The following is a 26297-nucleotide window of genomic DNA, read 5'->3' as shown; positions in this document are numbered from 1 at the left end:
GATGTGCTTCGGTTAGATGCTGACTTCGGCCTTCAGATCGGCCCAGATCTGGCGGGACAGCGCGACGAACTCGGGGGTGTAACGCGCTTCCGCCGCGCGCGGACGCGGCAAGGGAATCTCGTACACGCTCTTGACGGAACCAGGCCCCCTGGTGAGCACCACCACCCGGTCGGCGAGGGTGATCGCCTCGTCGATGTCGTGCGTGACGAAGACGACCGAGGCCTTGCGTTCCGACCACAGGCCGAGCAGCTCTTCCTGCATCATCGCGCGCGTCTGTACGTCCAGCGCCGAGAACGGTTCGTCCATCAGCAGGATGGCCGGTTCGTTGATGAAGGTCTGCGCCAGGGCTACACGCTTGCGCATGCCGCCCGACAGCTGGTGCGGATAATGGTGCTCGAATCCTTCCAGGCCGACCCGGCGCACCCAATCGGCCGCCTTGGCACGCGCGGCGCCGGGGTCGAGGCCGCGGAAGATCGGGCCGCACGCCACGTTCTCGAGCACGCTCTTCCAGGGGAAGACCGCATCGGCCTGGAACACGAAGCCGATGCGCGGATCGATGCCGGTGACGGGCTTGCCGAACACCTTCACCGAACCGGACGACGGCGGATTGAGCCCGGTGATCATGCCCAGCGTGGTCGACTTGCCGCAGCCGGTCGGGCCGACGATGGCGCAGAACTCGCCTTCCTTCACGTCCAGGCTGAAGTCGCGCAGCGCCTGCGTGACCTTGCCCTGCGGGCTGACGAATCTGCGTCCGACATTATTCAGTTCGATGACGGGAGTGCTCATTACCTGGCTGCTTTCACGAATTCCGTCGTATAGGTCGCCGCCAGGTTGATCGATTTGCCTTCGACCGCCTTGTCGAAGCTGGACAGCACCTTCAGGACGGTGGGGGGACCGTCGGCCGGCATCACGCCGTCCGCGGTAAACATCTGCTTGCCGCTTTCGAGCGCCTCGATGTAGAGCTGCTTGTTGCCCGCATAGTATTCGGGCGGCAGCTTGTCGGCGATCTCCTTCGCGCTGTGGGTGTTGATGTAGCGGAGCGTCTTGACGAAGGCGGCCGCGATTTTCCGCACCTGCTCCTTGTGGCTGTTGACCCAGGACGTCTGCATGTACAGCGAAGCGGCCGGATACGGGCCGCCCAGCGCCGCCGTGGTGCTCTTCAGGCTGCGCAGGTCGACCAGAACGCTGGCCGCATTGGTCGAGACCAGGCGCGCGATGGTCGGTTCGGTGGTCATGCCTGCATCGATCTTGCCTTGCGCCATGGCGGCAATGAAGGTCGAGCCGGCGCCGACCGGCAGCGTGGTGAATTCGCTGTATTTCACGCCGGCGCGCGAAGCCAGGTACTGGGTCAGGAAGTTGGTGGACGAACCGAGACCGGTCACGCCCAGGGTCTTGCCCTTGAAGTCGGCCGGCGACTTGATGCGGTCCGCCGCCGCCTTCGACACCAGGATCACTTCGCCCGGTGCCTGGCTGAACTGCACCACCGATTCCACCATCTTGCCGCGCGCCTGCAGGTCGATCGTGTGGTCGTAGAAGCCGACCACGCCCTGGGCCGCACCGGACAGCATTTCGGTCTCGGCGTTGACGCCGGCCGGTTCGCTCAGCAGCTCGATGTCGAGTCCGGTTTCCTTCAGGTAGCCAAGCTGCTCGGCCAGCTTGGCCGGCAGGTAGATCTGCTTTTCCATGCCGCCCACCATGATGGTGATCTTGTCGGCGGCGGCTGCCTGCCCGGCCAGCAGTGCCAACGCGACGGCAGCCAGGGTCTTGTACGGAACGTTCATGAAGTCTCCTTGTTTATTGTTGTCAGGCCAGTACGGCGCAGCAGCGATTCTGCCGCCGCCCGTCCGGCTCGTCGATACGTACTTGCCGCGGCTCAGAAGCGGAAGCGCAAGCCGGTGGCGAGCTGGAACTGCGAGTCCGCGCCATGCGCCTGCGCGGCCTTGTAGCTGCCGTCGGTGCTGAGGTAGTCGGACGCCAGGTACAGTTCGGTACGCTTGTCGAAGTGGTAGAACACCGATCCATACCAGGTCTTGCGCTTGCCGGTGCCGGTGGCCTTGGCGGCCGAGGTGTCGGCATACGCGTTCAGGACGTAGCCGGCGCCGTTGACGGCGGCGTTGGTGGCGTTCATCGTCTGCCAGCCCAGCTCGTAGTCGACGTGGCCGCCCGGGGCAAACTTGGCGGAAATTGTGTAGGCATTGTCGTGGCGGTCACCGATGGCCTTCGGTTGTTCGGCCGTATAGTGGACGTAACCGGTATTCAGGCGCACCATCCCGATCTTGTAGTTGCCGCCGATCGACCAGGAAGTGTGGGTATAGTCGTTGACCACGGCGGTGTTGTAGAAGCCCGACACGTTCAGGGCGCCGCCGTTGTAGGCCAGGGCGACCGACTTGGTCGTGGCTTCACGATTGTTGCCCGGCTCGCCGCCGACCTGGTAGGCCAGGCCTGCCATGATCTTGCCGTAGGCTTTCTTCCAGACGATACCCTTGTCGTAGCGGGTGCCGGTGGCGCTGCCCGAGTAGAAGATGAACTGCTTGAAATCGTTGTTGTTGGTGTAGCCACCCTCGTCATAGGTCACACCGGCGCTGCCGTAGGCGTCGCCGTAGATCTTCGAGAATTCGCGCGCCAGCGTGTTCTGGCGGCCGAAGGTCAGCTTGCCCAGCGTCGGGCTTTGCAAGCCCAGCCAGGCATCGCGGTTGAACAGCACGCCCGGTGTGTCCATATTGCCGGTCGGGATTTCGTATTCGCTTTCGAGCTTGAAGACCGCCTTCAGGCCATCGGTATCGGCGAGCAGGTGCTCGCCCTCGATACCCCAGCGGTTGCCGCTGAACCAGGCCACCGACATGTCGTTCTGGCTGTGGCCGGCGGCGTCGGCATTGGTCTGGCGGCTCATGCTCAGGTCGATCAAGCCGTACAGGCGCACGGTATCACCGCCGCGATGGTAGACCAGGCCGCTGGGGCCCGCGGAGGCGGAGCCCAGCGGGTCGGCCTGATGGCTGGGCTCGTCCTTGGCCGTGGCAGCGCCGGCCGCCGCGGACGCCTGGGCGTCGCGCGCGGCCTGCTGCACTTGCACCAATGCCTGTTGCGCCTGGGTTGCCGCCAGTTGCGCATCGGCGGCCGCTTTTTGCGCCTTCGACAAGGCATCCTGCAATTCCTGAACAGACTGGGCCTGCGCCTGCGCGGCGACGCCCAGGGTACCGAGGACGGCGATTGCCATCAGCTTTTTCATACGGACTCCATCGTTGTTATAGGTGTGGGTGGCTGTAGCCTTTGTTGTTTCAGGCATACGGAACCCACTATAGGGAGGTCAACCCTACAGAATGCCTACAATCAACTTTCTGTCTAAAAAGTAATCTTCAACACTTGATGTGCGTGGCCGCAAGGGCCATTATTGTTAAGATGAAACTCCTGCTCACCGAAGACAATCGCGACCTGTCGGCCTGGCTGACCCGGCTCCTGAACCAGTCCGGCTATGCGGTCGAACAGGCCTTCAGCGGCGAAGAAGCCGACCTGCTGCTGCGGACCCAGACCTACGACGCGATCCTGCTCGACCTGACCCTGCCGCTGCTGAGCGGGCAGACCTTGCTGCGCCGGCTGCGCAGCCAGGACAACGGCGTGCCGGTGCTGATCATCAGCGCCCAGGATTCGCTGCAGGACATCGTCGAGCACCTGAACCTGGGTGCCGACGACTACCTCGCCAAGCCCTTCGACATCGAGGAGCTCGAAGCGCGCCTGCGCTGCCTGTTGCGACGCGCCAGCGGCACGGCCAACCCGATCTCCCGCTGCGGCAACCTGTGCTACGACAGCAACTCGAAAATCTTCTGCGTGCGCGAGCAGAACCTGCAGCTGACCCCGCGCGAGCACGCGGTGCTGGAGACCCTGATGCGCAAGGTCGGCAAGACGGTATCGAAGCGCGACCTGGCCGACAGCCTGGTGCCGCTGAACGACATGGTCACGCCGAAGGCGCTCGAGGTGTATATCGTGCGCCTGCGCAAGAAGCTGGAAGGCAGCAGTGTCGCCATCATTACCTTGCGCGGCCTTGGCTACATGCTGAGCGCGGTCGAAGGCTGAGCGGATGCACAGCCTCAAATCGCGCTTGGCGGCATGGGTTTTCGTGCCGATCCTGGCCTGCTCGGCGATCGACCTGGTGGTCACCTACCGCAGCGCCGACCGCGTCGCGGCCGAAGTCCAGCACCAGTTGCTGAAAGGATCGGCCCGCATCATCGCCGAGCAACTGGCCGCCGACGGCGGCGCGAGCCCGGCCGGGGTCCCGCCGGCCGCGTTCGAGCTGTTCGCCGACGAAAATCAGGACCGCGTGTTCTATGCGGTGCGGGACGCGGACGGCCGCCTGGTCGATGGCGATGCCGGGCTGGCCGCGCCCTTCCAAATCGGCCGGGGCGAGCAGGACATCTATTTCAAGAGCCGGGTCCGCGGCCAGGCGGTGCGCGTCGTCGCCTATGTCCAGGAACTGCGGGATGGCGGCCGCATCACGGTCGAGGTGGCGCAGACCATGCGCGGCCATGCGGCATTCCGCAAGCGTCTGTTCCTGATCACCGCGCGCGAGCATCTGATACTGCTGGCGATGGTGCTGGCGGCGCTGGTCGTCGCCTTCCGCTCGATCTTGCGCCCCCTGATGCGATTCAGCGAACGGGTCGCGCAGCGCCAGCCGGGGTCGCTCGAGCAACTCGACGCCGATGCCGTGCCGCGCGAGCTGCTGCCCGTCATCGGTGCCCTGAACGGCTATGTGGTCAGGCTGGACCAGACCTTGTCCGCCTATGAGCGCTTCGTCGCCAGTACGGCGCATCACCTGCGTACCTCGTTCGCAATCCTGACTTCGCAGCTGAACTACGGCATGCGCGACGAGCGCGTGACGCCCGAACAGAAGACGCTGCTGGCCGCGATGCAGAACACGACGCTGCAGGGCGCGAAGGTGATCAACCAGCTCCTGATACTGGCCAGCATCGAACAGGGGCGCCAGCACGCCGCCCGTGCTCCCGCGTCCCCGGCCACCACGCTGGGGGACATCGTGACCTCGGTGATCGAGGAGCTGGCACCGCTGGCGCAGCGCCATGACGTCGAACTGGGCCTGGACGCATCCGACGCCAGCCTGGCCCTGCCGACACCGCCGCACCTGCTGCGCGAGATCGCCTTCAATCTGATCGACAACGCCATCAAGTACATGGACGGGCCAGGCGTGGTCAGCGTGCAGGTACGGCGGGCCGGCGAATTCGCGCTGCTGCGCATCGTCGATACCGGCCCGGGCATCGCACCGGCGCATCTCGAGCGCGTGTTCGAACGCTTCTACCGTGCCGATCCGGGCAAGCCGAACAGCTTCGGCCTCGGCCTCTCGATCGTCAAGGAGATCTGCGATTCGCTGCAGGGCGAGATCCGTCTGGGCACGCCGGAGCAGGGCAGCGGACTGCAAGTCGACGTGCGGCTGCCCCTGGCGGCGGCCATGCCGGCTTAGCCGCCGTTTGCGCACCGCGGCGCGGGCGCCGGGTCAGCCGCGCAGCCGGTCCAGCCGCAAGCGCTGGCGCTCGTCGCTCAAGACCCGCACCGCCAGCAGCGCCGCGCCGACCGAGGCCAGGCCGCTGGCGCCGGCCAGCAGGAACATCAGCAGGATCTGGTACTTRACCGCTTCCATCGGATCCATCCCCGCCAGCAGCTGGCCGGTCATGATGCCGGGCAGGGTGATGATGCCGGCCGCCGACATCTGGTTCGCCACCGGGATCATGCCGCGCCGCGTGGCGTTGCGGACCAGCGGCCCGATCGCTTCGCGGAAGGGCGTGCCCAGCGCCAGCCGCGCCTCGATGCGGCCGCGTTCGCGCACCACGCCGTCGAGGATGCCGTCCAGGGCCAGCGAGGCCGCATTCAGCACGCTGCCCAGCACGATGCCCATCAGCGGAATCGCATAGCGCGGCGCATACCAGGGGTCGGGCCGCACCGCCGTGGTCAGGGCCAGCAGCACTGTCGCGAAGCCGGCGCAGGCGACCACCACCGCGCTGATCTGGTAATTCATGTGGCGCTTCAGGCGCTGCTTCGGGCGGGTCGCCACTTCGCGCGCGGCGGCGCCGATCATGAACAGGATCACGGCGGCGGTCGCGGCCGGCGAGGCGCTGGCGAACACGCTGCGCAGCACCAGGCCGACGATGGCCAGCTGCACCACCATCCGCACCGCCGCGACCAGGATCTGGCGGTGTACGCCGAGGCGCAGCGCCAGCGACAGGACGGCGTCGAGCAGGATCAGGAGGGCGGCCGCCAGCAGGTCCCAGGCGCCCAGGTGGATGGCATTCATGGGGTCCTCAGCTTTCCCTGTTCGAGGCGGAAGATGCGGTGCGCCATGCGGCGCGCCTGTTCGGCCGAGTGGGTCACGATCAGGATCGCCATGCCGTCTTTCAGGCGCGCGGCCAGCAGGCTTTCGGCGCGCGCCACCGAGTCCGGATCGAGGGCCGCGGTCGGCTCGTCCAGCAGCAGCACGCGCGGCTGCGTGGCCAGCGAGCGCACCAGCGCCAGGCGTTGGCGCTCGCCGGTGGACAGGCGCTCGATCTCGGTGTCGAGCAGGCTTGTCGCGAGGCCCAACGCGGCCATCGCTTCCTCGACGAAGCCGCGCTGCGCAGGCGCGAAATGCTCGCCGGCGCTGGCTTCCCACCACGCCGGCTCGGCGGCCTGGTAGACCACCTGGGAGCGCCATGCGGGCGCCGGCATCGAGCTGCCGGCGCGGCCGTCGAGCACGGCCTCGCCCTCGTGCGGATCGAGGTCGGCCAGCATGCGCAGCAGGACGCTCTTGCCGGCCCCGGACGGTCCCTGGATGGCCACGCATTCGCCGGCCTGGACCTCGAAATCGAAGGGGCCGCCGAAGTGCGAGCGCAGGCCGCGCACGCACAGCAGAGGGGAAGGCGCGCTCAACGCAGCCAGGCCCGCAGCACGTCGGCGCTCTGTTCCATGCCCGACTTCAGGCGGCGTCCGGCCTTGGCCGCGATCCCGAAGGCGAGGACGGCTTCGCCCCGGTTCAGTCCCGACGCCAGCGCCCGTTCGACCACGTGAGCGGTCAGCGTCCCGAGGCGCTCGACCCGCTCGCCCTCCATATTCCCCAGCTTCAGCATGTTGTCTCCCATCGATCGCCCGGCCAGTTCCGGCCCGGTCGTTGTAACACGGACGGCGCGTGCGACACAATCCGCCTGAAAACATTATATTTATACCAATATTTTGCATCGTACCGAATTTGGAGGGAAATGAACGCATCCGCCACATCCTGCCGGTCGCGCGGCCGTGCCCAGGCACTGCTGCTGCTGGCACTGGCCACCGGTAGCGCCCGGGCCCAGCCGGTCGCGCCGGCCGATCCGTCCGCCGATCCGCTCGCGGTGCCGAAGCCGGCCACCATCCAGCATCCGCCGGAGGTCGACCCGCGCCCCTACAAGAGCTATGGCGCGGCGGCGCTGGAAATCCTCGCCTTCCAGGTCGCCCTGAACCGGATCGACCATGCCTTCGTGAAGCCGGACGATTACGGCGTCAGCGTCGGCTCGATCCGCCGCAACCTGCACGGCAGCTGGGTCGAGGACCGCGATCCCTTCGAGATCAACCAGTTGGGCCACCCTTACCAGGGTTCGGTCTATTTCAACATCGCGCGCAGCAACGGGTTGACCTTCTGGGAATCGCTCGGCTATGCCTTCGGCGGCAGCGCCGTGTGGGAAATCGCCGGCGAGACCACGCAGCCGTCCCGCAACGACCAGATCACCACCAGTTTCGGCGGCAGCTTCCTCGGCGAAGCCCTGTACCGGATGGCGAACCTGGTGCTGGACCGCGGCGACGGTTCGGCGCCGCTGCTGCGCGAGACCGGCGCCGCCGTGGTGTCGCCGGCGCTGGGCTACAACCGCCAGAGCGGCCGCGCACGGCGCGCCGCGGCGCTGTGGGCCGGCGCCGTCCCGGCCACCTATGGACGCCTGCAGCTGGGCGCCAGCAGTCCGACCAGCAGCAACGTCGGCCCCTCGCTGGCGACCAAGCGCCGGGAGGTGGCGGCCGACTTCGCGCTCGAATACGGCCTGCCCGGCAAGGACGGCTACACCTGGCACAAGCCCTTCGACTACTTCCTGTTCCGGGCCCGCGTCTCGAACGTGAACGGCGTCGAAAGCCTGAGCTCGCGCGGCCTGCTGTTCGGCGCGCCGTATGCGTCCGGCTCCATCCTGCGCGGCGTCGCCGGCATCTACGGCAGTTACGATTACCTGTCGCCGCAGCTGTTCCGGATCGCCAGCACCGGGGTCACGCTGGGCAGCAATGCCCAGCTGTGGCTGACCGACCGCCTGGCGCTGCAGGGCCACTTCTCGGCCGGCGTCGGCTACACCGCCACCGGCACCATCCGCGCCAGCTCGAGCGGCCAGTACCACTACGGCGTCGCGCCCCAGACCAATCTGGGCCTGCGCCTGATCGGCGGCGAGCGCTTCTCGCTGGACCTGAATTCGAGCGCCTTCGTCGACGGCAAGATCACCAGCCCCGACACCGGCGGCAGCGACCGCGTGCTGCGCGGCGACGCTGCGCTGACCTACCGGATCTCGGGACCGCATGCGCTCACGCTCAAGTACCTGACCTCGCGCCGCAAGTTCTCCTTCCCGAACGTAGCGGAGCGGCAGCAGCGCTACGACTCGGCCGGCCTGTACTACACCTGGATACCGGGGCGCCGCATGGGCGCCGTCAGCTGGTGAGGCCGTCGAGTTCGACGTGACCGGCAGGTAGGAACCAGTTCATCAGCACCGCGCAGATGCCGCCGGTCGCCACGCCCGACTCCAGCACGTGGCGCAGGGCCGAGGGCATGTGGGCGAGGAATTCCGGCACCTGGGACACGCCCAGGCCCAGCGCCAGCGACACGGCGATGATCAGCAGGGCGCGGCGGTCCAGGTTCACGCTGGCCAGGATGTTGATGCCGGCCGCGGCCACCGCGCCGAACATCACCATCGCCGCGCCGCCCAGCACCGGTTCCGGCACCGCCTGGATCACGCCGGCGACGCTGGGGAACAAGCCGAGCACGACGAGGAACAGGGCGATCCACATGCCGACGTGGCGGCTGGCGATGCCGGTCAGCTGGATCACGCCATTGTTCTGGGCGAAGATCGAGCTGGGGAAGGTGTTCAGCAGGCCCGCCAGCAGGGAGTTGGCGCCGTTCACCAGCACGCCGCCCTTGATACGGCGCATCCAGGTCTCGCCTTCGACCGGTTCGCGCGAGACCTTGCTGGTTGCGGTGACGTCGCCGATCGCTTCGAGCGAGGTGACCAGGTAGATCACGATCATCGGGATGAACAGCGACCACGAGAAGCTCAGGCCGAAGTGCAGGGGCCGCGGCACCTGGAACCAGGCCGCCTGGTGCATGCCGGTGAAGTCCAGGCGTCCCAGCGAGCCGGCCAGAAGATAGCCGACCGCCAGCGCGATGATGATGGCGCCGCTGCGCATCCACACCACCGGAATGCGGTTGAGGACCACGATGATGGCCAGGACCACGCCGGACAGCAGCAGGTTCTCGCCGTTGGCGAAGGTTCCGTTCGACATCGCCGCGAAGCCGCCGCCCATGCTGATCAGGCCGACCTTGATCAGGGTGAGGCCGATCATCAGCACCACGATGCCGGTGACCAGCGGCGTGATCATGCGGCGGATGAAGGGCAGGATGCGCGACACGCCCATTTCGATGAAGGAGCCGGCCACCACCACGCCGAAGATCGCCGCCATCACGGCTTCGACCGGCGTGCCTTGCTTGACCATCAGGGTGCCTCCGGCGATCAGCGGGCCGACGAAGTTGAAGCTGGTGCCCTGCACGATCAGGAGTCCGGCGCCGAAGGGGCCGAAGCGGCGGCACTGGACGAAGGTGGCGATGCCGGACACCACCAGCGACATCGAGACGATCAGGTTGGTGTCGCGCGCCGACACGCCCAGGGACTGGCAGATCAGGAGGCCGGGGGTGACGATGGGGACGATGATCGCCAGCAGGTGCTGGAGGGCGGCGAGGATGCCGACCATGGCGCGTGGCTTGTCTTCGAGTCCGAGGACCAGGTCAGGGGTGGGATGCGGATGCGTGGCGTGGAGCGGCGGTCGTGTGGTCATGGGCGCGGGCTGGGCAAAAAGCGGATTCTACACTTTCGCCTGAACCATTTCTCCAACCGGGGCCAGCGCACGCTTGCCGCGTGCTCCTGAACGGAAGTGCTGGATGTTCTAGAATTATCTGCCTGCCGGTCCGCCGACATGGAGGATGACGCATGAACTTGCTTGATGCCATCAATGATCCGGCCGAGCTGCGCAGGCTGCCGCGGTCCCGGCTCGCGCCTCTGGCCCGCCGATTGCGCCAGTTCCTGCTTGAATCGGTGTCGCGCACCGGCGGCCACCTGTCGTCCAACCTGGGCTCGGTCGAACTGACGATCGCGCTGCACTACGTGTTCGACACCCCGCGCGACCGCCTGGTGTGGGACGTCGGCCACCAGTGCTACGGCCACAAGGTGCTGACCGGCCGCCGCGGCCGTATGCACACGCTGCGCCAGTTCGGCGGCATCTCCGGCTTTCCCCGGCGCTGCGAAAGCATCTACGACACCTTCGACACCGCCCATTCGTCGACGGCGATCTCGGCCGCCCTCGGCATGGCCGAGGCCGCGAAGCTGGCCGGTGAGGATTGGCTCACGGTGGCCGTCTGCGGCGACGGCGCCATGAGCGCGGGCATGGCCTATGAAGCCCTGAACAACGCCGGCCACGACCCCGACCTGCGCCTGCTGGTGATCCTGAACGACAACGGCATGTCGATTTCGCCCTCGGTAGGCGGCTTGAGCCGCGCCCTGGATCCGGCACGGTCGCGGCCGGCCCTGTTCGAGGATTTCGGCTTCGGGTACGCCGGGCCGGTGGACGGCCACGATCTCGATGCCCTGATCCCCGCCCTCGGGGCCGCCGGGCGGCGCAAGGGACCGCAATTCCTGCACGTGCTGACCCGCAAGGGCAAGGGCTATGCACCGGCCGAGGCCGCGCCCACCCTCTACCACGGCACCGGCAAGTTCGATCCGGGACTGGGGCTGCCCGCGCCGGTGCGCGCCAAACCGACCTATACCGAGGTCTTCGGCCGGAATCGCGGCTTGTGGTGAACGCTGACTGAGGCAAACCGCGATGCTCCCCGATGCCGCCACTGCCAGCCTGCCGGTCCAGCCGGCCGCCAGCTCCTTCTCGATGGCGATGCGGATCCTGCCCGCCGCGCAGCGCGCCGCCATGCAGGACATCTACGGCTTTTGCCGCGCCGTGGACGACGTCGCCGACGGCGATGGCGCGCCGCGGGAGAAATGCGTAGCGCTGGAGCGCTGGCGCGAGGATGTCGACGCCTGCTTCCTGGGCACCGGGCCGGCGCCGCTGGCGTCGCTGACGCGCCACATCCGGCGTTACGGGCTGGCGCGCGAGGACTTCCACGCCATCATCGACGGCATGCTGATGGATGCCCAGCCGAGCCCGATCTGCGCGCCGCCGGCCGCCATCCTCGACCTGTATTGCGATCGCGTCGCCAGCGCCGTCGGGCGGCTGTCGGTGCGGGTGTTCGGCCTGCCGCCCGGCGACGGCATCCTGCTGGCCCACCACCTCGGCCGCGCACTGCAGCTGACCAACATCCTGCGCGACATCGACGAGGATGCCGCCATCGGCCGCGCCTACCTGCCGCGCGAGCTGCTGGAAGACGCCGGCATCGGCGACATCACCTGCGCCTGGGGTGCCGGTGCGATCGCGGCCCATCCGGGATTGTCGGCGGCCTGCACCGGGCTGGCGGCCCAGGCCTGCGGACATTACGGCGCCGCCCGGCAGGTGCTGCGCCGCCACCCTGGTGCCTGTTCGCGGGCGCCGCGCCTGATGGGCGCCATCTACCAGGCGCTGCTGGCGCGGCTGCTGGCACGCGGCTGGGACAGTCCGCGCGAGCCGGTGCGGATCGGAAAGCTCGAACGTATCGGCATCCTGCTGCGGCATGCGGTCGTCTGAGTCAGCGCCCCTCTGCGACCGCGTGCGACACCATCCGCACCAGCGAAGCGCCGTAGGGATTGCTGACGCTGTGCGTGACGAGGATGTCGACCGGCGTCGCGGCCCGGCCGTAGTCGGCGGTGCCGACCCCGATCGACCCGGCCGCGATGCTGACGTCGCCGCCGATCTTGAACGAGGTCGAGAGCAGGGAGTTCAGCGCCTTGTCCGTCATGATCAGCGTCACCATTTCGGATTCCTGGGCGCCGGCCTGCAGGCCGAGGCTGCCCGTCGCCATCCGGTAGAAGGCGGGACCGTTCCAGCCCGTGCCGCTGCGGTTATGGGCGATCACCAGCGCCGAGCCGCCCGAGCCGCCGACGATCAGGCCGGCCTGCAGTATCCGCGGACCGATCATGACCGCCTTGGCCTCGCCCACGTGGTCGCGGAACCAGCTCATGCCGGGATCGCGCATGAAGTTGGAGAGGGTGGCGCAGGCGGCCAGGCCGAGTGCCGTCAACGCGAGTGTGAGAGCCGTTCCTGCCGTGACTGACTTGAACATGATGACCTCGCAATGCTTGCCCGGAAGTGGCGACAGTCTGAGGGCATCGCGCACCGCCGCGCAATTGGACTTTCGGCCATCTGTGGCTATCATGAGTACAGCGCTATGGGAGAAAATATGGACGGGTCCGTACCGCTCATCTATCTGGTCGACCGGGACCGCGGTGCCCTGCAAGGCATGTCGAGCCTGTTGCGGGCCGAAGGTCTTGCTGCGCGCGAGTTCGCAACGTCCGCCGCCTTCCTGAGCGCCCACGATCCGCAGGCGGCCGGCTGCGCGGTCGTGGACATCGGCATGCCCGGCCTGGATGGCCTGGCGCTGGAGCGCGCGGTGGTCTTCGTCAGCGGCGACGGCGACGTCGGCCAGGGCGTGCGCGCGATGAAGGCCGGCGCCGTCGATTTCCTGACCAAGCCCTGCGAAGCCGGGGAGCTRCTCGGCGCGGTCCGGCGCGCACTGGAAAGGGACGCACGCGAGCGTGCGGTGCGGTACGAACTGGCGCGCATCCGCGCCCGGCTCGACTCGCTGACGCGGCGCGAGCACCAGGTGCTGCGGCAGGTGGTGGCCGGGCGCCTGAACAAGCAGATCGCGTCGGACCTCGGCATCGCGGAAAAGACGATCAAGGTGCACCGGGCGAGGGCGATGGAGAAGATGGGGGCGGGCTCGCTCGCCCAACTGGTGCGCGAGATGCTGGAGCTGGATGCGGGCGCCGTGTTCGGCGCCCAGTATGCCGACCTGCACTCAGCGAACGAGGGTGCCTGAGCTCCTGAACCGCACGGTCACCAGCAACCCCCGTCCGGTCGGCCCATCGCCGAGCGTGACCGTGGCACCATGCGCGTTGGCCACGCTGCGCACGATCGACAAACCCAGCCCGCTCCCCCATTCGGCATGGCCCGCGCCCCGGTAGAAACGGTCGAATACCCTTTCACGCTCCGCCGGCGGGATGCCGATCCCGTCGTCGGCAACCTGCAGCAAGACCTCCTGGCCGGTATGGGCGACGGTGACGTCGACCCGGCCACCGGAGGGTGTATAGCGCAAGGCATTGTCGAGCAGGTTGCCGATCAGGATATGCAGGCTGTCGGCGTTACCGGACAGGGAAGGTCCGCCGGGGTCCGTTTCGCTCTCGACGATGCCCAGGTCGATGCGCCTGGCGCTGGCCTGGTCGTAGCGCTCGCCGATGCAGGCGCGCGCCAGCTCGAGCAGATCGACCGGCGCCGGGGCCGCGTCGGCCGTGCCGCCTTCCTGCCTGGCGGCGGTGAGCAGCTGCTGGACCAGGCGGATTGCACGATCGAGGCGCTGGTGCAGCTTGGTGAAGGCGACTGTGCGCTGCGCGCCGTCGGTGGCACGCTCCGCCAGCTGCAACTGCAGCTGCAGGGCGGTCAGCGGCGAACGCAGTTCATGCGCCGCGTCCGCCACAAAGGCGCGCTGACTGTGCAATGCATGGTCGAGGCGCAGCAGGAGGTCGTCCATCGCCGCCACGACGGGCTTCAGTTCGGGCGGCTGGTCGCGCTCCGCAAGCGGCTGGAGGTCGCTCGGCGAACGGCGGCCCAGCGCCTGCGCGAGCCGGTTCAAGGGCTTCAGGCTGCGCCCGACGACGGCATAGATCAGCACCCCCAGGATCGGCAGCATGGCGAGGAAGGGGAGCAGCGAGCGCAAGGCAAGGCGCGCCGCCAGTTCCTCACGTGCGGACACGGATTGCGCCACCTGTACCCGGTCGCCGTCCCGCTCGGCAAGATACACCCGCCATCTGTCGTCGCCGCCGGCCAGCGTCGAATAGCCGGGCCGCGCCGCCGCCGGCAGGCCATGCTCGGCGGTGGAGATGTATTTGAGCCGGCCGTTGCGGTCCCAGACCTGGATGACCACTTCTTCCTCGGGGTCGCCGTGCAGGCGCCGCGCCGGCGATGCCGCCTGGGTGGTCGGCAAGGTCGTCGCCATCTGGCGCAGCTGGTAGTCGAACAGCTCGTTGGATTCTTCCAGGACCTTGAAGTAGATGGCGCCGCCCGCAAGGACGGTGCAGGCCAGGGTCCCGCCCACCAGGCCGAGCAGCAGTTGGCTGCGGATTGTCCTCATCCGGTCCTCATCGGGTGATCACGCGGCCAGCGGCGCCAGATAGCCGACGCCGCGCACATTCTTGATGAAGTCCGCGCCGAGTTTCTTGCGCAGGCGGTGCACGTAGACGTCCACGGTATTGCTTTCGACTTCCTCGTTCCAGCCGTAGAGCTTCTGTTCGAGCAGTGCCTTCGACATCACGCGCCCGGGCGGGTCGAGCAGCGCCGCGAGGAGGGCGAATTCGCGTGCCGACAGCGGCAGCGGCTGCCCGTCGAGCAGGGCTTCGTGGGCCGTGATGCGCAGGGTCACGCCGCGATGCACGATGTCGGGCTGCGCGCGGCCGGCGCCGCGCCGGAGCAGGGCGCGCACTCTCGCGAACAGCTCTTCCAGGTCGAAGGGCTTGACCAGGTAGTCGTCGGCACCGCCGTCCAGCCCCTGTACGCGGTCGGCGGTGCTGTCGCGCGCGGTGATGATCAGTACCGGCGCCCGGCCGCCACGGCTGCGGTACTGGCGCAGCACCTCGAGACCGTCGCGGCCCGGGAGGCCGAGATCGAGCAGCAGCAGGTCGTAGACGTCCGTCACCAGCGCCAGCAGCGCGGCCTGGCTGTCCTGTACCCAGTCGAGCGCATAGCGTTCGCCGCGCAGGCCTTCGGCGATGCTGTCGCCGATCATCGGGTCGTCCTCGATCAGCAGCAGGCGCATGGAAACCCCTTTACTTAGACACGTTGAAAATCGCGCCGCCAGCTTACCGCAAACCGCGCCCTCACGGGCCGACCACGACCATCGTGAAGGTCTTGTCGACCGCGGTCGGCAGGAATACCTTGCGGCTTGCCGGATCGAAGGCCATCGTGCGGGCGCCCTTCAGGGTCGGCACCTCGACCGCCGGCGCATAATGATCGGCGTTCAGCTGGCGCACCACGCTCAGCGTGCCCGCGCCGTTCGAGGAAAACACGGTGGCGCTGCCGGCATCGTAGTAGGCGGCGTCCGGATGGTCGCCGATCGCGACGCGCGCCACCACCTTGCCGCTGGCGCTGTCGGTGACCATCATCGTGCGGTTGCCGCACACCGAGAACAGGCGGGCATGGGCGGTATCCAGCGCCAGCCCGCTCGGTTCCTCGCAGCCGGCCAGCGGCCAGTGCGCCAGTACGCGATCGGTCCCGGCGTCGATCGCCACGATCTCGTTCCTGTCCTCGATGTTGACGTAGACGCGCTTGCCGTCGGTGGCGGCGAACTCCGGCTTGCCGCCGACCGCAATCGTGGCAAGCGGCTTGCCGCTGGCGGCCTCGAACACGCTCACGTCCTGGCTCTTGCCGTTGAAGGTGTACAGCTTGCGGGTGGCGGGATCGTAGAGGATGGCGTCCGGGTTCGCGCCCTTCACCGGGAGCTCGAGCTTGACCTGCAGGGTGTCGAGGTCGAACACCGTGACGCTGTTGGCGCGGCCGTTGCTGGTGAAGCCGAGCTTCAGATCCTGTGCGAAGGCCACGCCGTGCACGCCGGCCGTGCCTGCGATCTCGCCGACCGGCTTGCCGGTGCCGGCGTCGAGCACCTGCACGTGGTCGCCGCGCGTGACGAACAGGCGTTCGCGCTGCGGATCGAGGGCGAGATAGTCCCAGCGCGTGGCGGGACCGAGGTCCCAGCGCTGCTGCACGGCGTAGTGGGCGGCTTCGGCGGCGGCGGCAAGCGGGGCTGCCGATGGCAGGCAGGCCAGCAAGGTGGCGACGGCGAGGAAGGGCTTGGTCAGGACGGTTTTCACGGTTTCTCCTTGGGATGAACAACGTTGAACAGGACCGGCATCAGCAGCAGCACCAGCGGCAGCTGCACGACCAGCCCGGAAATGATGGCGATCGCCAGCGGCTGCTGCATCTCGGAGCCGCGCCCGAGCGCGAAGGCCAGCGGCAGCAGCGTCAGGATGGCGGCCAGGGTCGTCATCGCGATCGGCCGCATGCGGTTCAGCCCCGCCTCCAGCAAGGCCTGTTCGCGCGGACGGTCAAGCGCGAGTTCCTGCTGCTCCGAGTAGTAGAAGATCGCGACCTCGGTGGCCATGCCGATGATCATGGTCATGCCCATCATGGCCGAGATGTTCAGCTCGATCTTCGTCAGCCACAGGCCGATGAACACCGCCGACACCGCCAGCAAAGCCGTAACGAGGATCGACAAGGCCAGGCGGAAGCTCTCGTACATGAACAGCAGCAGCAGGAATACCAGGGCGCTGGCGGCGGCAAACACCGCCATCAGGCCGTGGAAGGCGATCTGCTGCTGCTCGTACAGCCCGCCCAGCTGGTAATAGCTGGCGGAAGGCAGCGCACCCGGCCGGGCCATCATCGTGCGGACGTCGGCGATCACCGAGCCGAGGTCGCGCCCGCTGATGCGAGCCGTGACGGCCACCATGCGCTTGAGGTTTTCACGCGTGATCTGGGGCTGGCCGGTGAGCGCATGGATCTCGGCCACGCGCTGCAGCGGGAATACGTGCCCATCCGGTGCCACCACGCGCAGCTGGCGCAGGTCGGTCTCGGTGGCGCGCAGGTTCCGCGGCACCCAGACACGCACATCGACCATCTTGACGCCGCCCGGCACCCGGCTCGCGACCGTGCCGCTCATCACGCTGCCGACGTAGCGGGTGATCGCATCGGCATCCATGCCTTCGAGCGCGGCCCTGGCCGGATCGACGCGGATATCCATGGCGTCGCCGGCCGGGTTGATGCCGTTCTTGACGTCGACCACGCCATCGATCTTGCCGAGGCGTTCCGCCACCGCGCGCGCGCTTGCAGCGAGGGCGTCAGGACGGTCGCCGAAGATCTTGATCTCGACCGGTTGCGGCACCGCGGTCAGGTCGCCGATCAGGTCTTCCATGAGCTGGGCCATCTCGACCTCGATGCCCGGCACCTGGTGCTCGATGCGGCCGCGGATGTCGTCCATGACCTGGTCGACCGGGCGCCGTCCCGAGGGCTTGAGGCGGATGAAGAAGTCGCCCTCGTTGGCCTCGTTGATGCTGCCACCCAGGCCGGCGCCGGTACGGCGCGAATAGCTGGCGACATCGGGCGTGGCGCGCACGATGCCTTCGACCTGGCGCAGCAGGCGGTCGGTTTCGGTGAGCGCGGTGCCGGGCGCGGTGCGGTAGTCGAGCACGAAGCCGCCTTCGTCCATCGCCGGCATGAAGCCGGAGCCGACCGCGCGGTAAGCGAAGAAGCCGGCCAGCAGCAGCGGGGCGACGCCCACCAGCACCAGCCAGGGGCGCGCCAGCAGTGCGCCGAAGATGCGCCGGTAGCGCGCGTGCAGCCAGCGCACCAGGCGCGAATCGGGCGCGTGCTCGGCGTCGCGCGCGTTCAGGAAGTGGTCGGCCAGCAGCGGCACCGCCAGCCAGCTGATGAGGAAGGAGATGAACAGCGCCGCCGCCATCGTCAGCGAGAGGGCCTTGAAGAAGGCGCCGGTAACGCCGCTCAGGAAAGCCAGCGGCACGAAGATCACCAGGGTCGAGGCGCTGGAGCCGGCCAGCGGGCGCAGGAACTCGAGGGCGGCGGCCATCACGCGCTTGTGCACCTCGCCGTCGCCGCCCTGCAGGCGCCGCATGATGTGCTCGATCATCACGATCGCATCGTCGATGATCAGGCCGACGGCCGCCGCCATGCCGCCGAGGGTCATGATGTTGAAGCTCATGCCCAGTACATAGAGCAGCACCACGGTGCTGGCCAGCACGGCGGGTACGACGACGATCGCGATCAGCGTGACCTTCAGGTTGCGCAGGAACAGCAGCAGCACCGCCGCCGACAGGCCGATGCCGATCAGGACGGCATCGCGCACGCTGGAGGCCGACGCCGTCACCAGCTCGCTCTGGTCGTACCAGCTGGCGATCTGCACACCTTTCGGCAGCTGGGCGCGCAAGCCGTCCAGCCGGGACTTGATGTCTTTCGCGATCTGCACGCTGTTGCTGCCGGGCTGCTGGTAGACGGAGAACAGCACGGCGTCGCGGCCGTCGGCGGTGACGCGGGTCCAGTTCGGGGCCGCCCCAAGCTCGACGCTGGCGACGTCGGTGAGCCGCACCAGGGCGCCGGCGGGGTTGCGCAGCACTAGCGCGCGCAGCCGCGCCAGTGAGTCGAGGCGGGTGTCCGACACCGCGAGGTAGAGTTTGTAGTGGTCTTCCAGGCGGCCCACCGCGCTGATCACGTTGGCGCTCGATACGGCCTTGGCGACGTCGTCCAGCGCCAGTCCGACCGCCGCCAGGCGCGCCGGATCGACCGTCACCCGGTACTCCTCGACCGCGCCGCCTTGCACCTGCACACGGGCGACGCCGTCCACGCTCGACAGCGCGGGACGCAGCTGGAATTGCGCCAGGTCGTGCAGGGCGGTCGCCGACAGCGTCCGCGAGACCAGGCTGTAGGCGATGATCGGGAACACGGTCGGGTCCATGCGCCGCACCAGCACCTGGGCCGACGGCGGCAAGCTGCCCTGGACCTGGGCGATGGCGGCGTTCACCTGCAGTGCCGCGGCCGCCATGTCGAGGCCCCAGTCGAAGTTGATCGAGACCTCGGCCGCGCCACGGCTGGTGGTCGAGCGCACGTTGCGCACCCCCGGCACACGGCGCACCGCTTCCTCGACCGGACGGGTGACCAGCATTTCCATTTGCTCGGCCGGCTGGTCGCCAGCATCGATCGAGACCACCACGCGCGGGAAGTCCACGGTCGGGAACAGCGATACCGGCAGCCGGAACGCCGCGACCAGGCCGGCCAGCGCCAGCATCGCGAGCAGGAACAGGATCGAGCGCCGATGCGCCTGGGTCCATCCGGCCACCGTCATCGCGCGCCCTCGCGTACCGGCATGCCGTCCTGCAGCTCATAGTTGCCGAGCACGACCACTGGCAGTTGTGGATCGAGCCTGCCGTCGACGCCATAGCTCGGGCCGTTCTCGCCCGCCACCGTCACCGCGACGCGGCGCGCATGGCCGTTCGCGACCTGGAACAGATAGCTGCCCCGGTCGTCGCTCAGCACCGCCTGGCGCGGGACGCTCCAGGCGTTGTCCTCGCCGAGCGTGATGGCCGCCTCCACGCGCGTGCCGACCGCCAGGCCCGCGGCCTGGYTGGCCGACAGCTTGACGTTCGCGGTCACCATCTGGGTCTTCGGATCGACGATGCCGTCGACCATGGCGACCCGTGCCGCGATCGGGGCGGCGCCATCCAGCAGCGGCCTGATGGTCACGGCCATGCCGGGCTTCACGGCGGCGCTGCGCGCCGGTTCGATCGCCAGCAGCGCGCGCGGGTGGCCCGTCGGACCAAGCTGGACGACCGCTGCTCCGGCGGCGAGCCGGTCGCCCTGGGCTGCCGGCAGCGCGGCTACGACGGCGTCGAACGGCGCCGTCAAGCTCAGCGTCGCGTGGGCGCCGCCCAGCCTTGCCTGCGCCGCCAGCGCGGCCTGGCTGTCCTCCAGCTGCTTGCGCGCCGCGTCGACCTGGGATTGCGTCGCAAGCTGCAAGCCTGCCAGTTCCTGCTGGCGTTTCAGTTCGCGCTGGGCGAAGCCGACCGCATTGCTTGCCTGCGTATAGGCGGCCACGGCATTCGGATCGGTGCCGATCACGGCGAGCGTATCGCCGCGTCGTACGCGCTGACCCAGCACCAGGGGCAAGCGCAGCAGCTGGCCGGCTTGCGGAAAGCTGAGCGTTTCCGGCTTGGCGCTGGCAATTTCGCCGAAGGTGGCGAGGGTCCTGGCCAGGGCCTTCTGGGCCACCGCCTGCGATTGAACCAGCACGCTGGGGGCGGCCGCCTTTTCGGGCGCGGTGTCAGGTGCGGCGGCACCGGCATGCCAGTGCCAGGCGGCCCCCGCGCCCAGCGCCACGGCCAGGGTGCCGATGACGAGAGTGGAAGTCTTCATTGTTGTTGATGTCCTGACGTGGATGCATCGGGGGCGGTCCCGAGCAGGGTTTGCAGCGCGACGCGCTGTTCGGCGATCTGCTGCCGCAGGGCGATCCGCTCGGCCTCCTTGGCCAGCAGCGCCGCGCGTGCATTCGCGTAGGCGAGCGCATCGACCAGGCCGGCGCGACCGGCGAGTTGGCTGTTCCGGATAAGCGGCTCCAGCCGGGCCAGCGCGGCGTCGACGGATTCGAGCTGCCGGCGGTCCAGGCGCTGCTGGTCGAGGATGGCGCGGATCTCGTTGCGCGCGGCCTGGACGCGTACCTGGTACTCGTCGTGCAGCTTCTGGCGCGTGGTCTGTTCGATGGCGATGTTGCCGCGGTTGCGGTTCAGCAGCGGCAAGCTCAGTGTGATGCCCAGGCTGTTGGAATAGACGTTGCTGTTGTCGCGCGAGCGGGTCAGGCCCACGTTCAGGGCAGGGAACTGGGCCAGCAGCGCGGCGCGGTAACGCTGGTCCTGGGCCGCGTAGCCGGCCACCAGGGCGCGCAGGTCGGGACGGCGCTGCGGCAGCTCGGCCAGTGCGGCCTGCGCCGCATCCTCGTCCGCGAAGGCGTCCGGCGCGCCGTCCTGCAGGCGCAATTCGTAGCGGGCGTCCAGCCCCAGCAAGGTATTCAGCTCGTGCGCGGTCTGGTTCAGCTGGCGCTGCAGGTCGAACATCTGCTTGTCGATGTCCTGCAGTGCGGTGAGGTTGGGCAGTACAGCGTCGCTGGTGAGCAGGCCGCGCTGCTGCGCCTGTTCGGTACGGGCGGCACGGTCGGCGAACAGCTTGCGGTTCTCCTCCAGCACAGCCAGCAGGCGCCGGCCATGGCTCAGGCGAACGAAGGCCAGGCGCGCTTGCGAAACGACCTGCCATTCCTGCCACAGCAGGGCCAGATCGGTCTTCCGCACCTCGGCCTGGGCGGCGCGCTGGCCGGCGGCATGGCTGATCAGGGCGCCGACGTCATAGCTCAGGCCGAAGCTGAAGGCGCGCGTGGCGCCGGGACCGCCGGCACTGCTGGACAGGTCGCCGGCCAGCGCCAGCTGCGGATCGGGCAGCAGGCCGGCGGCGAACGCCTGTGCGCGCGACACCGCAAGATCGGCGCGCGCCAGTTTCAGGTCGGGATTGTTGACCACCGCGAGCGTGGCCACCTCGATTTCATCGAGGCCGTCGCTCGGGTCGAAGGGGTGCGCCGCCAATGCGGCAAACGGCAGGCTGTGCGTGTCGACCTGGATCAGGCCCGGATTCCCAGGCAGTTCCGGGACCGGTCCGAGGGGCAGCGGCCGGTAGTCCGCACAGCCGGCCAGGGCCAGGCAAAGAATAGTTGAAACGAATCGTTGGGCCATCGTAACTGGACATGAATAGCATCGATGCCCAGCTTACGGATCGAACAATGAACAGATTATTAAAGGAGCGCGGCGTGGATCCTTCCGGTCGCGTCAGCGTCCGCCTTTCTTCCCGAGCAGCTCGTCGCCGCACAGGCCGATGCACAGCAGGGCGRCCGCCGCCAGCTGGCACCATGCGGCGGGCAGGGCGGCCATCAGGTGCAGCGGCTGGCCGGCCAGGGCCTGGGCCAGCGTAGAGCCGGCCGTCACCGCCAGGAAGGAAAGGAAAAGGTGCAGCTGGTGGGCGCCCAGCCGGGTCCAGGGCGTGCAGCAGCACAGCAGGGCCGGCAGGACCAGCAGGGTCATCGAGCCGCTGCCGGCCACCGTCCCGCAGACGGCCCCGAGCCCGAACAAGGCCGTCAGCGCCAGGCCGCCGGCTTTGATCCCACCGCGGCGCCGCGTTCGCGCCCGCATGTGGGGCGGGCAGGCAGCGCGAAAGCGCCGCAGCGAGCAGGCCAGCAGCGGCRCACAGGCCAGGGTATTGATCAGGTGGGGCAGGGGGCCGGTGCGGGCACCGAAGCTCCAGCGCTCGAGGATGGCCCAGCCGAGGAAGGAAAACAGCAGGGCGGCGAAAGCAAGGTTCGCCGGCGACCGCCTGGCGGCGGATGGAACTGTAACCACGGTTTCAAACTTCATGTCAGCCGCCCCCGGTATTGACACAAGGCTTCAGCATGCGTCAACGATGTTCCGGGGCAACTGAGCTGAATCAATCTTCGGGCGTGCGCGCCACCGGCAAGTGCCAGTCGTAGCGGATGGCCGCCATCCGCAGGCCGAAGCACAGGGCGGCGCCGGCGCAGGCCATCGGCGCCGACGGCAGCCCGAGCACATGGCCGATCACCACCACGCTGGCGCCAGCCAGGGCGGCCACCGCGTACACATCGGCGCGCAGCACGGCCGGCACCTCCGACAGAAGCACGTCGCGCGCGACTCCGCCGCCGACGCCGGTCAGCATGCCGAGCAGGGCCGCCATCATCGGCTCGAGGCCGAACACCAGGGCCTTCTGGGCGCCGGCGACGCAGAACAGGGCCAGGCCGGCGCCGTCGAACACCATCACCGGGCTTTTCAGGTGACGCAGCTTCGGATACCAGAAGAAGATCAGCAGGCCGGCCAGCACCGACACCACCAGGTAGCGCCAGTCGCTGAAGGCGGCCGGCGGTGTGGCGCCGATCAGCACGTCGCGCACGATGCCGCCCGAGTTGGCGGCCACGAAAGACAGCACCAGCACCCCGAAGATGTCCAGCCTGCGCCGGACGCCGGCGGTGGCGCCGCTCAGGGCGAACACGAAGGTGCCGACCAGGTCGAGGGTCAGCACCAGCGTTTTCAGGGCCGCCGCCACGTCGAGGGAAACTGCGGGGAACATCGGGACGTCTTTACTGTTCAGTCAAAGGGGGCGAACACTATAGCATCGCAGCCGGGAAATCAAGCGCCCGGCCCGCCCATGCGGGATGATTTCGTCGTACACTGGACAATACGATAAGAACAAGCACCCACCAGCCTTTCGCGACCCATGATCATCTCATCCGCAACCGACTTCCGCGAAGCCGCGCGGCGCAAGCTGCCGCCCTTCCTGTTCCACTACCTCGATGGCGGCGCCGGCGCCGAGCAGACCCTGCGCGCCAACGTCGACGACCTGCAGCGCGTGAAGCTGCGCCAGCGTGTGCTGCGCGGCTCCGAGCAGCTCGACCTGACGACCCACTGGTTCGGCCAGGACCACGCGCTGCCGATCGCGCTGGCGCCGGTCGGCCTGGCCGGCATGTATGCGCGCCGCGGCGAAGTCCAGGCGGCGCAGGCGGCCGGCCGCTTCAACATTCCCTTCATCCAGTCGACGGTGTCGGTGTGCCCGCTGGCGGAGGTGGCGGCCAAGGCGCCGAAGCCGATCTGGTTCCAGCTGTACGTACTGAAGGACCGCGGTTTCATGCGCGACGTGATGCGCCGTGCCAGCGAGTTGGGCGCGACGACGCTGATCTTCACCGTCGACATGCCGGTGCCGGGCAACCGCTACCGCGACCTGCACAGCGGCATGAGCGGGGACGCCGGACCGCGCCGCCGCATGTGGCAGGCGATGCTGCACCCGCGCTGGGCCTGGGACGTGGGCCTGTTGGGCCGCCCGCACGACCTCGGCAATATCTCGGCCTACCGCGGCCATGCGACCGGGCTCGAAGACTATATCGGCTGGCTCGGCTCCAACTTCGATCCCGGCATCAGCTGGCAGGACCTGCAGTGGATCCGCGACGAGTGGAAAGGCCAGCTGGTCCTGAAGGGCATCCTGGACGTCGAAGACGCGCGCGACGCCCTGGCCTTCGGCGCCGACGGCATCGTGGTCTCGAACCACGGCGGCCGCCAGCTCGATGGCGCGCCCTCGTCGGCCAGCGTGCTGCCGGCGATCGCCGACGCGGTGAAGGACAAGATGACGATCTTCGCCGACGGCGGCGTGCGCACCGGCACCGACGTGTTCCGCATGCTGGCGCTGGGCGCGGACGGCGTCCTGATCGGCCGCGCCTTCATCTACGCGCTGGCGACCCAGGGCCAGGCCGGGGTCGAGCGACTGCTGGCGATCATGGAAAAGGACCTGCGCACGAACATGGTCCTGACCGGGGTGAAGAGCGTGAGCGAGATCGGTCCCCACCTGCTGGCCGCATAGACGGGAGCCGCCGCCATGCTGCTGCTCCTGGTCTTTTTCGCGGGTCTCTGGGCCGGCGTCCAGAACACCCTGGCCGGGGGCGGCTCCTTCGTCACCCTGCCGGCGCTGATCCTGTCCGGGATGTCGCCGCTGGCCGCCAACATCACTTCCACGGTCGCCCTGTTCCCCGGCCAGCTCACGGCGGGCTATGCCGGCCGCAGGCTGGTTAGCGGGGCGGCCGGGCTGCGCTTCCGCACGCTGTTCGTGCTGAGCATCCTCGGCGGCGCGGTAGGCGGATTGCTGTTGCTGCATACTTCGCCGAAGGTGTTCGCGCGCCTGGTGCCCTGGCTGGTGCTGTTCGCCACCGCCGTCTTCAGCTGGGGCAGCTTCTTCCGCAAGGCGTCCGCCGAGAAGGCGGCGCATTTGGGGCCCATCGCCACCGGCGCCGCGCAATTCCTGATCGCGGTCTACGGCGGCTATTTCGGCGGCGGCATCGGCATCCTCATGATGGCAGCGCTGACCATGGCGGGACTTTCGGCCCGCAATGCCGGCGGCACCAAGAATGTGCTGGCGGGCGTGATGAATGCGTCGGCGGTGGCGCTGTTTTTGACCTCGCCGGAACTGCACTGGCTGCAGGCGGGCGTGCTGGCGATCGGCGCCATCCTCGGCGGACTGGCGGGCACCTGGGCGCTGCAGCGGGTGAACGAAAAGGCGCTGCGTATCGCCATCGTCTGCATCGGCGTGGCCCTCACGGTCGGGCTGTTCCTGCGGCCCTTGTAAGGTCCGGGTCCAGCCAGTCGAAGATCGCCGGCCAGATCCGCGCATGGGCGCTGCGCCCGACCAGCACGCCGACGTGCTGCAGGTTGACGCCGATATCGCCTTCGTAGTGCAGCACCTGCTTGCGCGGGCTGGCAGTCGCCTCGTGGAAGGGCAGCACCGCCGCCGGCGGGATCAGTTTGCTGCGCGGATCGATCACGCTCAGCAGCGGCGTGCTGAGCTCGCGCGGACCGATGCGGCGGCCGCCGATGTCCAGCTCGCCCTGGGTCAGGGCATCCTGGCGGTAGAGCGATTCGACGAGTTCGGCGAACAGCCTGCCCGGCAGCGCGAACTCGTCGTGGGTCCAGCGTTCCACCTGCATATGGGTGGCGAGGGCTTTCGGGTCGGCCATCGACAGCCAGCGATCCAGCAAGCGCTCCCACTGGAAGGCCTGGGGCTCGGCCATGGCGCTCATCGTGTTCAGGAAGACGCCGGGGACGTGGCCGAAGGTCTCGGCGATCTGGCGCGCATCCGGCGTCGCCTTCACCAGCTTGTTGAAGCAGCAGAAGGCCGGCTGGAAATGCAGCGGCGACTCCAGCAGGACGGTGGCGCGCAACTGGTCCGGATACAGGCAACTGTGGACGGCGGCCAGGATGCCGCCGAGCGAGTGGCCGGCAATTACGGGTTTGCCCTCGGCGCCATCGGCGGCGATCGCCTGGCGGCAAGCGCCCAGCAGGCGGTCGGCGTAGTCGGCCAGGCCATAGTCCTGCGCCGTGGCGTCGTCGTCGAGAGGGAGCCACTCGGCCAGGTAGACCCGGTAGCCGCGCTCCAGCCAGCGCTTCACCACGCTGACCTCCGGTGCCAGGTCCCAGATATAGGAACGCTTGATCGGCGCCGGCACCAGCAGCACCGGCGCAGCCTCGGCCGCATGCGGACCGTAGCGGCGCAGGTTCAGGCCCGGCTCGGAGTGCAGGATGGTGGACGGCGTGGGCCTGGGGCCGTAGCCGGCCCGTTCAAGCATCTGGCCGCGCGCCTGGCGGCTGCGGTCCATCTGCTTCAGGGCCATGGCACCGAAGGCGCCGAAGGAATTCCAGTTGCCGAAGGAATTCCAGTTG

Annotated in this window: 24 protein-coding genes and 1 pseudogene; 8 read left to right on the top strand and 17 right to left on the bottom strand. The window is 68.5% G+C overall.

From position 1 onward, the window contains the following. Positions 1-12 precede the first annotated feature (12 nt). The 3 genes from AC1DIX_RS19740 to AC1DIX_RS19730 form a co-directional block, all read right to left on the bottom strand. A complete protein-coding gene (locus AC1DIX_RS19740; RefSeq protein ID WP_442123309.1) occupies positions 13-786 on the bottom strand; it encodes an ABC transporter ATP-binding protein in 774 nt (257 codons plus the stop codon). Next, on the bottom strand, positions 786-1781 hold the full coding sequence (locus AC1DIX_RS19735; protein ID WP_442123308.1) for an ABC transporter substrate-binding protein: 996 nt from the start codon (positions 1779-1781) through the stop codon (positions 786-788). Before AC1DIX_RS19735 ends, AC1DIX_RS19740 begins: the two co-directional genes overlap by 1 nt. A gap of 92 nt (positions 1782-1873) precedes the next feature. Beyond that, a complete protein-coding gene (locus AC1DIX_RS19730) occupies positions 1874-3226 on the bottom strand; it encodes a porin (RefSeq protein ID WP_477326697.1) in 1353 nt (450 codons plus the stop codon). Positions 3227-3396: 170 nt separating this feature from the next. On the opposite strand from AC1DIX_RS19730, the gene AC1DIX_RS19725 reads away from it, so the two are divergent. Both AC1DIX_RS19725 and AC1DIX_RS19720 read left to right on the top strand, forming a co-directional pair. Further along, positions 3397-4068 carry a response regulator gene (locus AC1DIX_RS19725; protein WP_442123306.1) on the top strand — a complete coding sequence of 224 codons (672 nt, stop codon included), beginning with the start codon at positions 3397-3399 and terminating at the stop codon, positions 4066-4068. Positions 4069-4072: 4 nt separating this feature from the next. After that, on the top strand, positions 4073-5464 hold the full coding sequence (locus AC1DIX_RS19720; protein ID WP_477326695.1) for a sensor histidine kinase: 1392 nt from the start codon (positions 4073-4075) through the stop codon (positions 5462-5464). Between the two features lie 33 nt (positions 5465-5497). Here the strand turns inward: AC1DIX_RS19720 and AC1DIX_RS19715 are convergent, their stop codons facing one another. The 3 genes from AC1DIX_RS19715 to AC1DIX_RS19705 are packed head-to-tail and all read right to left on the bottom strand — an operon-like array spanning position 5498 to position 7100. After that, a complete protein-coding gene (locus tag AC1DIX_RS19715) occupies positions 5498-6292 on the bottom strand; it encodes an ABC transporter permease (protein ID WP_477326693.1) in 795 nt (264 codons plus the stop codon). Then, complete coding sequence (locus AC1DIX_RS19710; protein ID WP_442123303.1) at positions 6289-6903, bottom strand: ABC transporter ATP-binding protein; 615 nt, start codon at positions 6901-6903, stop codon at positions 6289-6291. The genes AC1DIX_RS19715 and AC1DIX_RS19710 overlap by 4 nt, the downstream gene beginning before the upstream one ends. Then, positions 6900-7100, bottom strand: coding sequence for a hypothetical protein (locus tag AC1DIX_RS19705; RefSeq protein WP_477326691.1), 201 nt, complete (start codon positions 7098-7100; stop codon positions 6900-6902). The genes AC1DIX_RS19710 and AC1DIX_RS19705 overlap by 4 nt, the downstream gene beginning before the upstream one ends. Positions 7101-7229: 129 nt before the next feature. Here AC1DIX_RS19705 and AC1DIX_RS19700 point away from each other — a divergent pair, with 129 nt between their 5' ends. After that, positions 7230-8693 carry a DUF3943 domain-containing protein gene (locus tag AC1DIX_RS19700; protein WP_477326689.1) on the top strand — a complete coding sequence of 488 codons (1464 nt, stop codon included), beginning with the start codon at positions 7230-7232 and terminating at the stop codon, positions 8691-8693. Here the strand turns inward: AC1DIX_RS19700 and AC1DIX_RS19695 are convergent. Continuing rightward, positions 8683-10080, bottom strand: coding sequence for a nucleobase:cation symporter-2 family protein (locus AC1DIX_RS19695; protein WP_477326687.1), 1398 nt, complete (start codon positions 10078-10080; stop codon positions 8683-8685). The two genes, AC1DIX_RS19700 and AC1DIX_RS19695, sit on opposite strands and share 11 nt — an antisense overlap. A gap of 152 nt (positions 10081-10232) precedes the next feature. Here AC1DIX_RS19695 and AC1DIX_RS19690 point away from each other — a divergent pair. Both AC1DIX_RS19690 and hpnD read left to right on the top strand, forming a co-directional pair. Continuing rightward, positions 10233-11078, top strand: a pseudogene (locus AC1DIX_RS19690) (1-deoxy-D-xylulose-5-phosphate synthase N-terminal domain-containing protein); the annotation flags it as partial. A 43-nt stretch (positions 11079-11121) separates the two neighbouring features. Beyond that, positions 11122-11970, top strand: a complete 849-nt coding sequence (hpnD, locus tag AC1DIX_RS19685; protein ID WP_477326685.1) for a presqualene diphosphate synthase HpnD — start codon at positions 11122-11124, stop codon at positions 11968-11970. A gap of 1 nt (position 11971) precedes the next feature. Here the strand turns inward: hpnD and AC1DIX_RS19680 are convergent, their stop codons facing one another. Then, positions 11972-12505 (bottom strand): lipid-binding SYLF domain-containing protein, encoded by a 534-nt coding sequence (locus tag AC1DIX_RS19680; RefSeq protein ID WP_477326683.1) that lies wholly within the window; start codon positions 12503-12505, stop codon positions 11972-11974. A gap of 117 nt (positions 12506-12622) precedes the next feature. On the opposite strand from AC1DIX_RS19680, the gene AC1DIX_RS19675 reads away from it, so the two are divergent. Beyond that, a complete protein-coding gene (locus AC1DIX_RS19675) occupies positions 12623-13261 on the top strand; it encodes a response regulator transcription factor (RefSeq protein ID WP_477326681.1) in 639 nt (212 codons plus the stop codon). Here AC1DIX_RS19675 and AC1DIX_RS19670 read toward each other — a convergent pair. The 8 genes from AC1DIX_RS19670 to AC1DIX_RS19635 all read right to left on the bottom strand — a co-directional run bounded on the left by AC1DIX_RS19670 (position 13241) and on the right by AC1DIX_RS19635 (position 23166). Beyond that, entirely contained in the window at positions 13241-14569 is a 1329-nt protein-coding gene (locus tag AC1DIX_RS19670) for an ATP-binding protein (protein WP_477326679.1), read from the bottom strand. The genes AC1DIX_RS19675 and AC1DIX_RS19670 overlap by 21 nt on opposite strands. A gap of 18 nt (positions 14570-14587) precedes the next feature. Further along, the gene (locus AC1DIX_RS19665; RefSeq protein WP_477326677.1) at positions 14588-15250 is read right to left on the bottom strand and encodes a response regulator; all 663 of its coding nucleotides are present in this window, start codon (positions 15248-15250) and stop codon (positions 14588-14590) included. Positions 15251-15311: 61 nt separating this feature from the next. After that, the gene (locus tag AC1DIX_RS19660; RefSeq protein WP_477326675.1) at positions 15312-16301 is read right to left on the bottom strand and encodes a YncE family protein; all 990 of its coding nucleotides are present in this window, start codon (positions 16299-16301) and stop codon (positions 15312-15314) included. Beyond that, positions 16298-19339: an efflux RND transporter permease subunit gene (locus AC1DIX_RS19655; protein WP_477326673.1), complete on the bottom strand. Its 3042-nt coding sequence runs from the start codon at positions 19337-19339 to the stop codon at positions 16298-16300. Before AC1DIX_RS19655 ends, AC1DIX_RS19660 begins: the two co-directional genes overlap by 4 nt. After that, positions 19336-20406 carry an efflux RND transporter periplasmic adaptor subunit gene (locus tag AC1DIX_RS19650; protein ID WP_477326671.1) on the bottom strand — a complete coding sequence of 357 codons (1071 nt, stop codon included), beginning with the start codon at positions 20404-20406 and terminating at the stop codon, positions 19336-19338. The genes AC1DIX_RS19655 and AC1DIX_RS19650 overlap by 4 nt, the downstream gene beginning before the upstream one ends. Then, positions 20403-21767: a TolC family protein gene (locus tag AC1DIX_RS19645; RefSeq protein WP_477326669.1), complete on the bottom strand. Its 1365-nt coding sequence runs from the start codon at positions 21765-21767 to the stop codon at positions 20403-20405. Before AC1DIX_RS19645 ends, AC1DIX_RS19650 begins: the two co-directional genes overlap by 4 nt. A gap of 93 nt (positions 21768-21860) precedes the next feature. Further along, positions 21861-22442, bottom strand: a complete 582-nt coding sequence (locus tag AC1DIX_RS19640; RefSeq protein WP_477326667.1) for a hypothetical protein — start codon at positions 22440-22442, stop codon at positions 21861-21863. A 70-nt stretch (positions 22443-22512) separates the two neighbouring features. Continuing rightward, on the bottom strand, positions 22513-23166 hold the full coding sequence (locus AC1DIX_RS19635) for a trimeric intracellular cation channel family protein (RefSeq protein WP_477326665.1): 654 nt from the start codon (positions 23164-23166) through the stop codon (positions 22513-22515). A 147-nt stretch (positions 23167-23313) separates the two neighbouring features. Here AC1DIX_RS19635 and lldD point away from each other — a divergent pair, with 147 nt between their 5' ends. Both lldD and AC1DIX_RS19625 read left to right on the top strand, forming a co-directional pair. Next, positions 23314-24447 carry an FMN-dependent L-lactate dehydrogenase LldD gene (gene lldD, locus AC1DIX_RS19630; RefSeq protein WP_477326663.1) on the top strand — a complete coding sequence of 378 codons (1134 nt, stop codon included), beginning with the start codon at positions 23314-23316 and terminating at the stop codon, positions 24445-24447. Positions 24448-24462: 15 nt separating this feature from the next. Continuing rightward, the gene (locus AC1DIX_RS19625; protein WP_477326661.1) at positions 24463-25206 is read left to right on the top strand and encodes a sulfite exporter TauE/SafE family protein; all 744 of its coding nucleotides are present in this window, start codon (positions 24463-24465) and stop codon (positions 25204-25206) included. On the opposite strand, the gene AC1DIX_RS19620 is transcribed toward AC1DIX_RS19625, so the two are convergent. Continuing rightward, the coding region (locus AC1DIX_RS19620) for an alpha/beta fold hydrolase (protein ID WP_477326659.1) at positions 25175-26297 on the bottom strand (1123 nt) is incomplete at its 5' end. The genes AC1DIX_RS19625 and AC1DIX_RS19620 overlap by 32 nt on opposite strands.

This window comes from Massilia sp. 05N420 (genome assembly GCF_056397205.1).
Note: the sequence above shows the minus strand (reverse complement) of the source record. Positions and strands in the feature narration are given on the sequence as shown.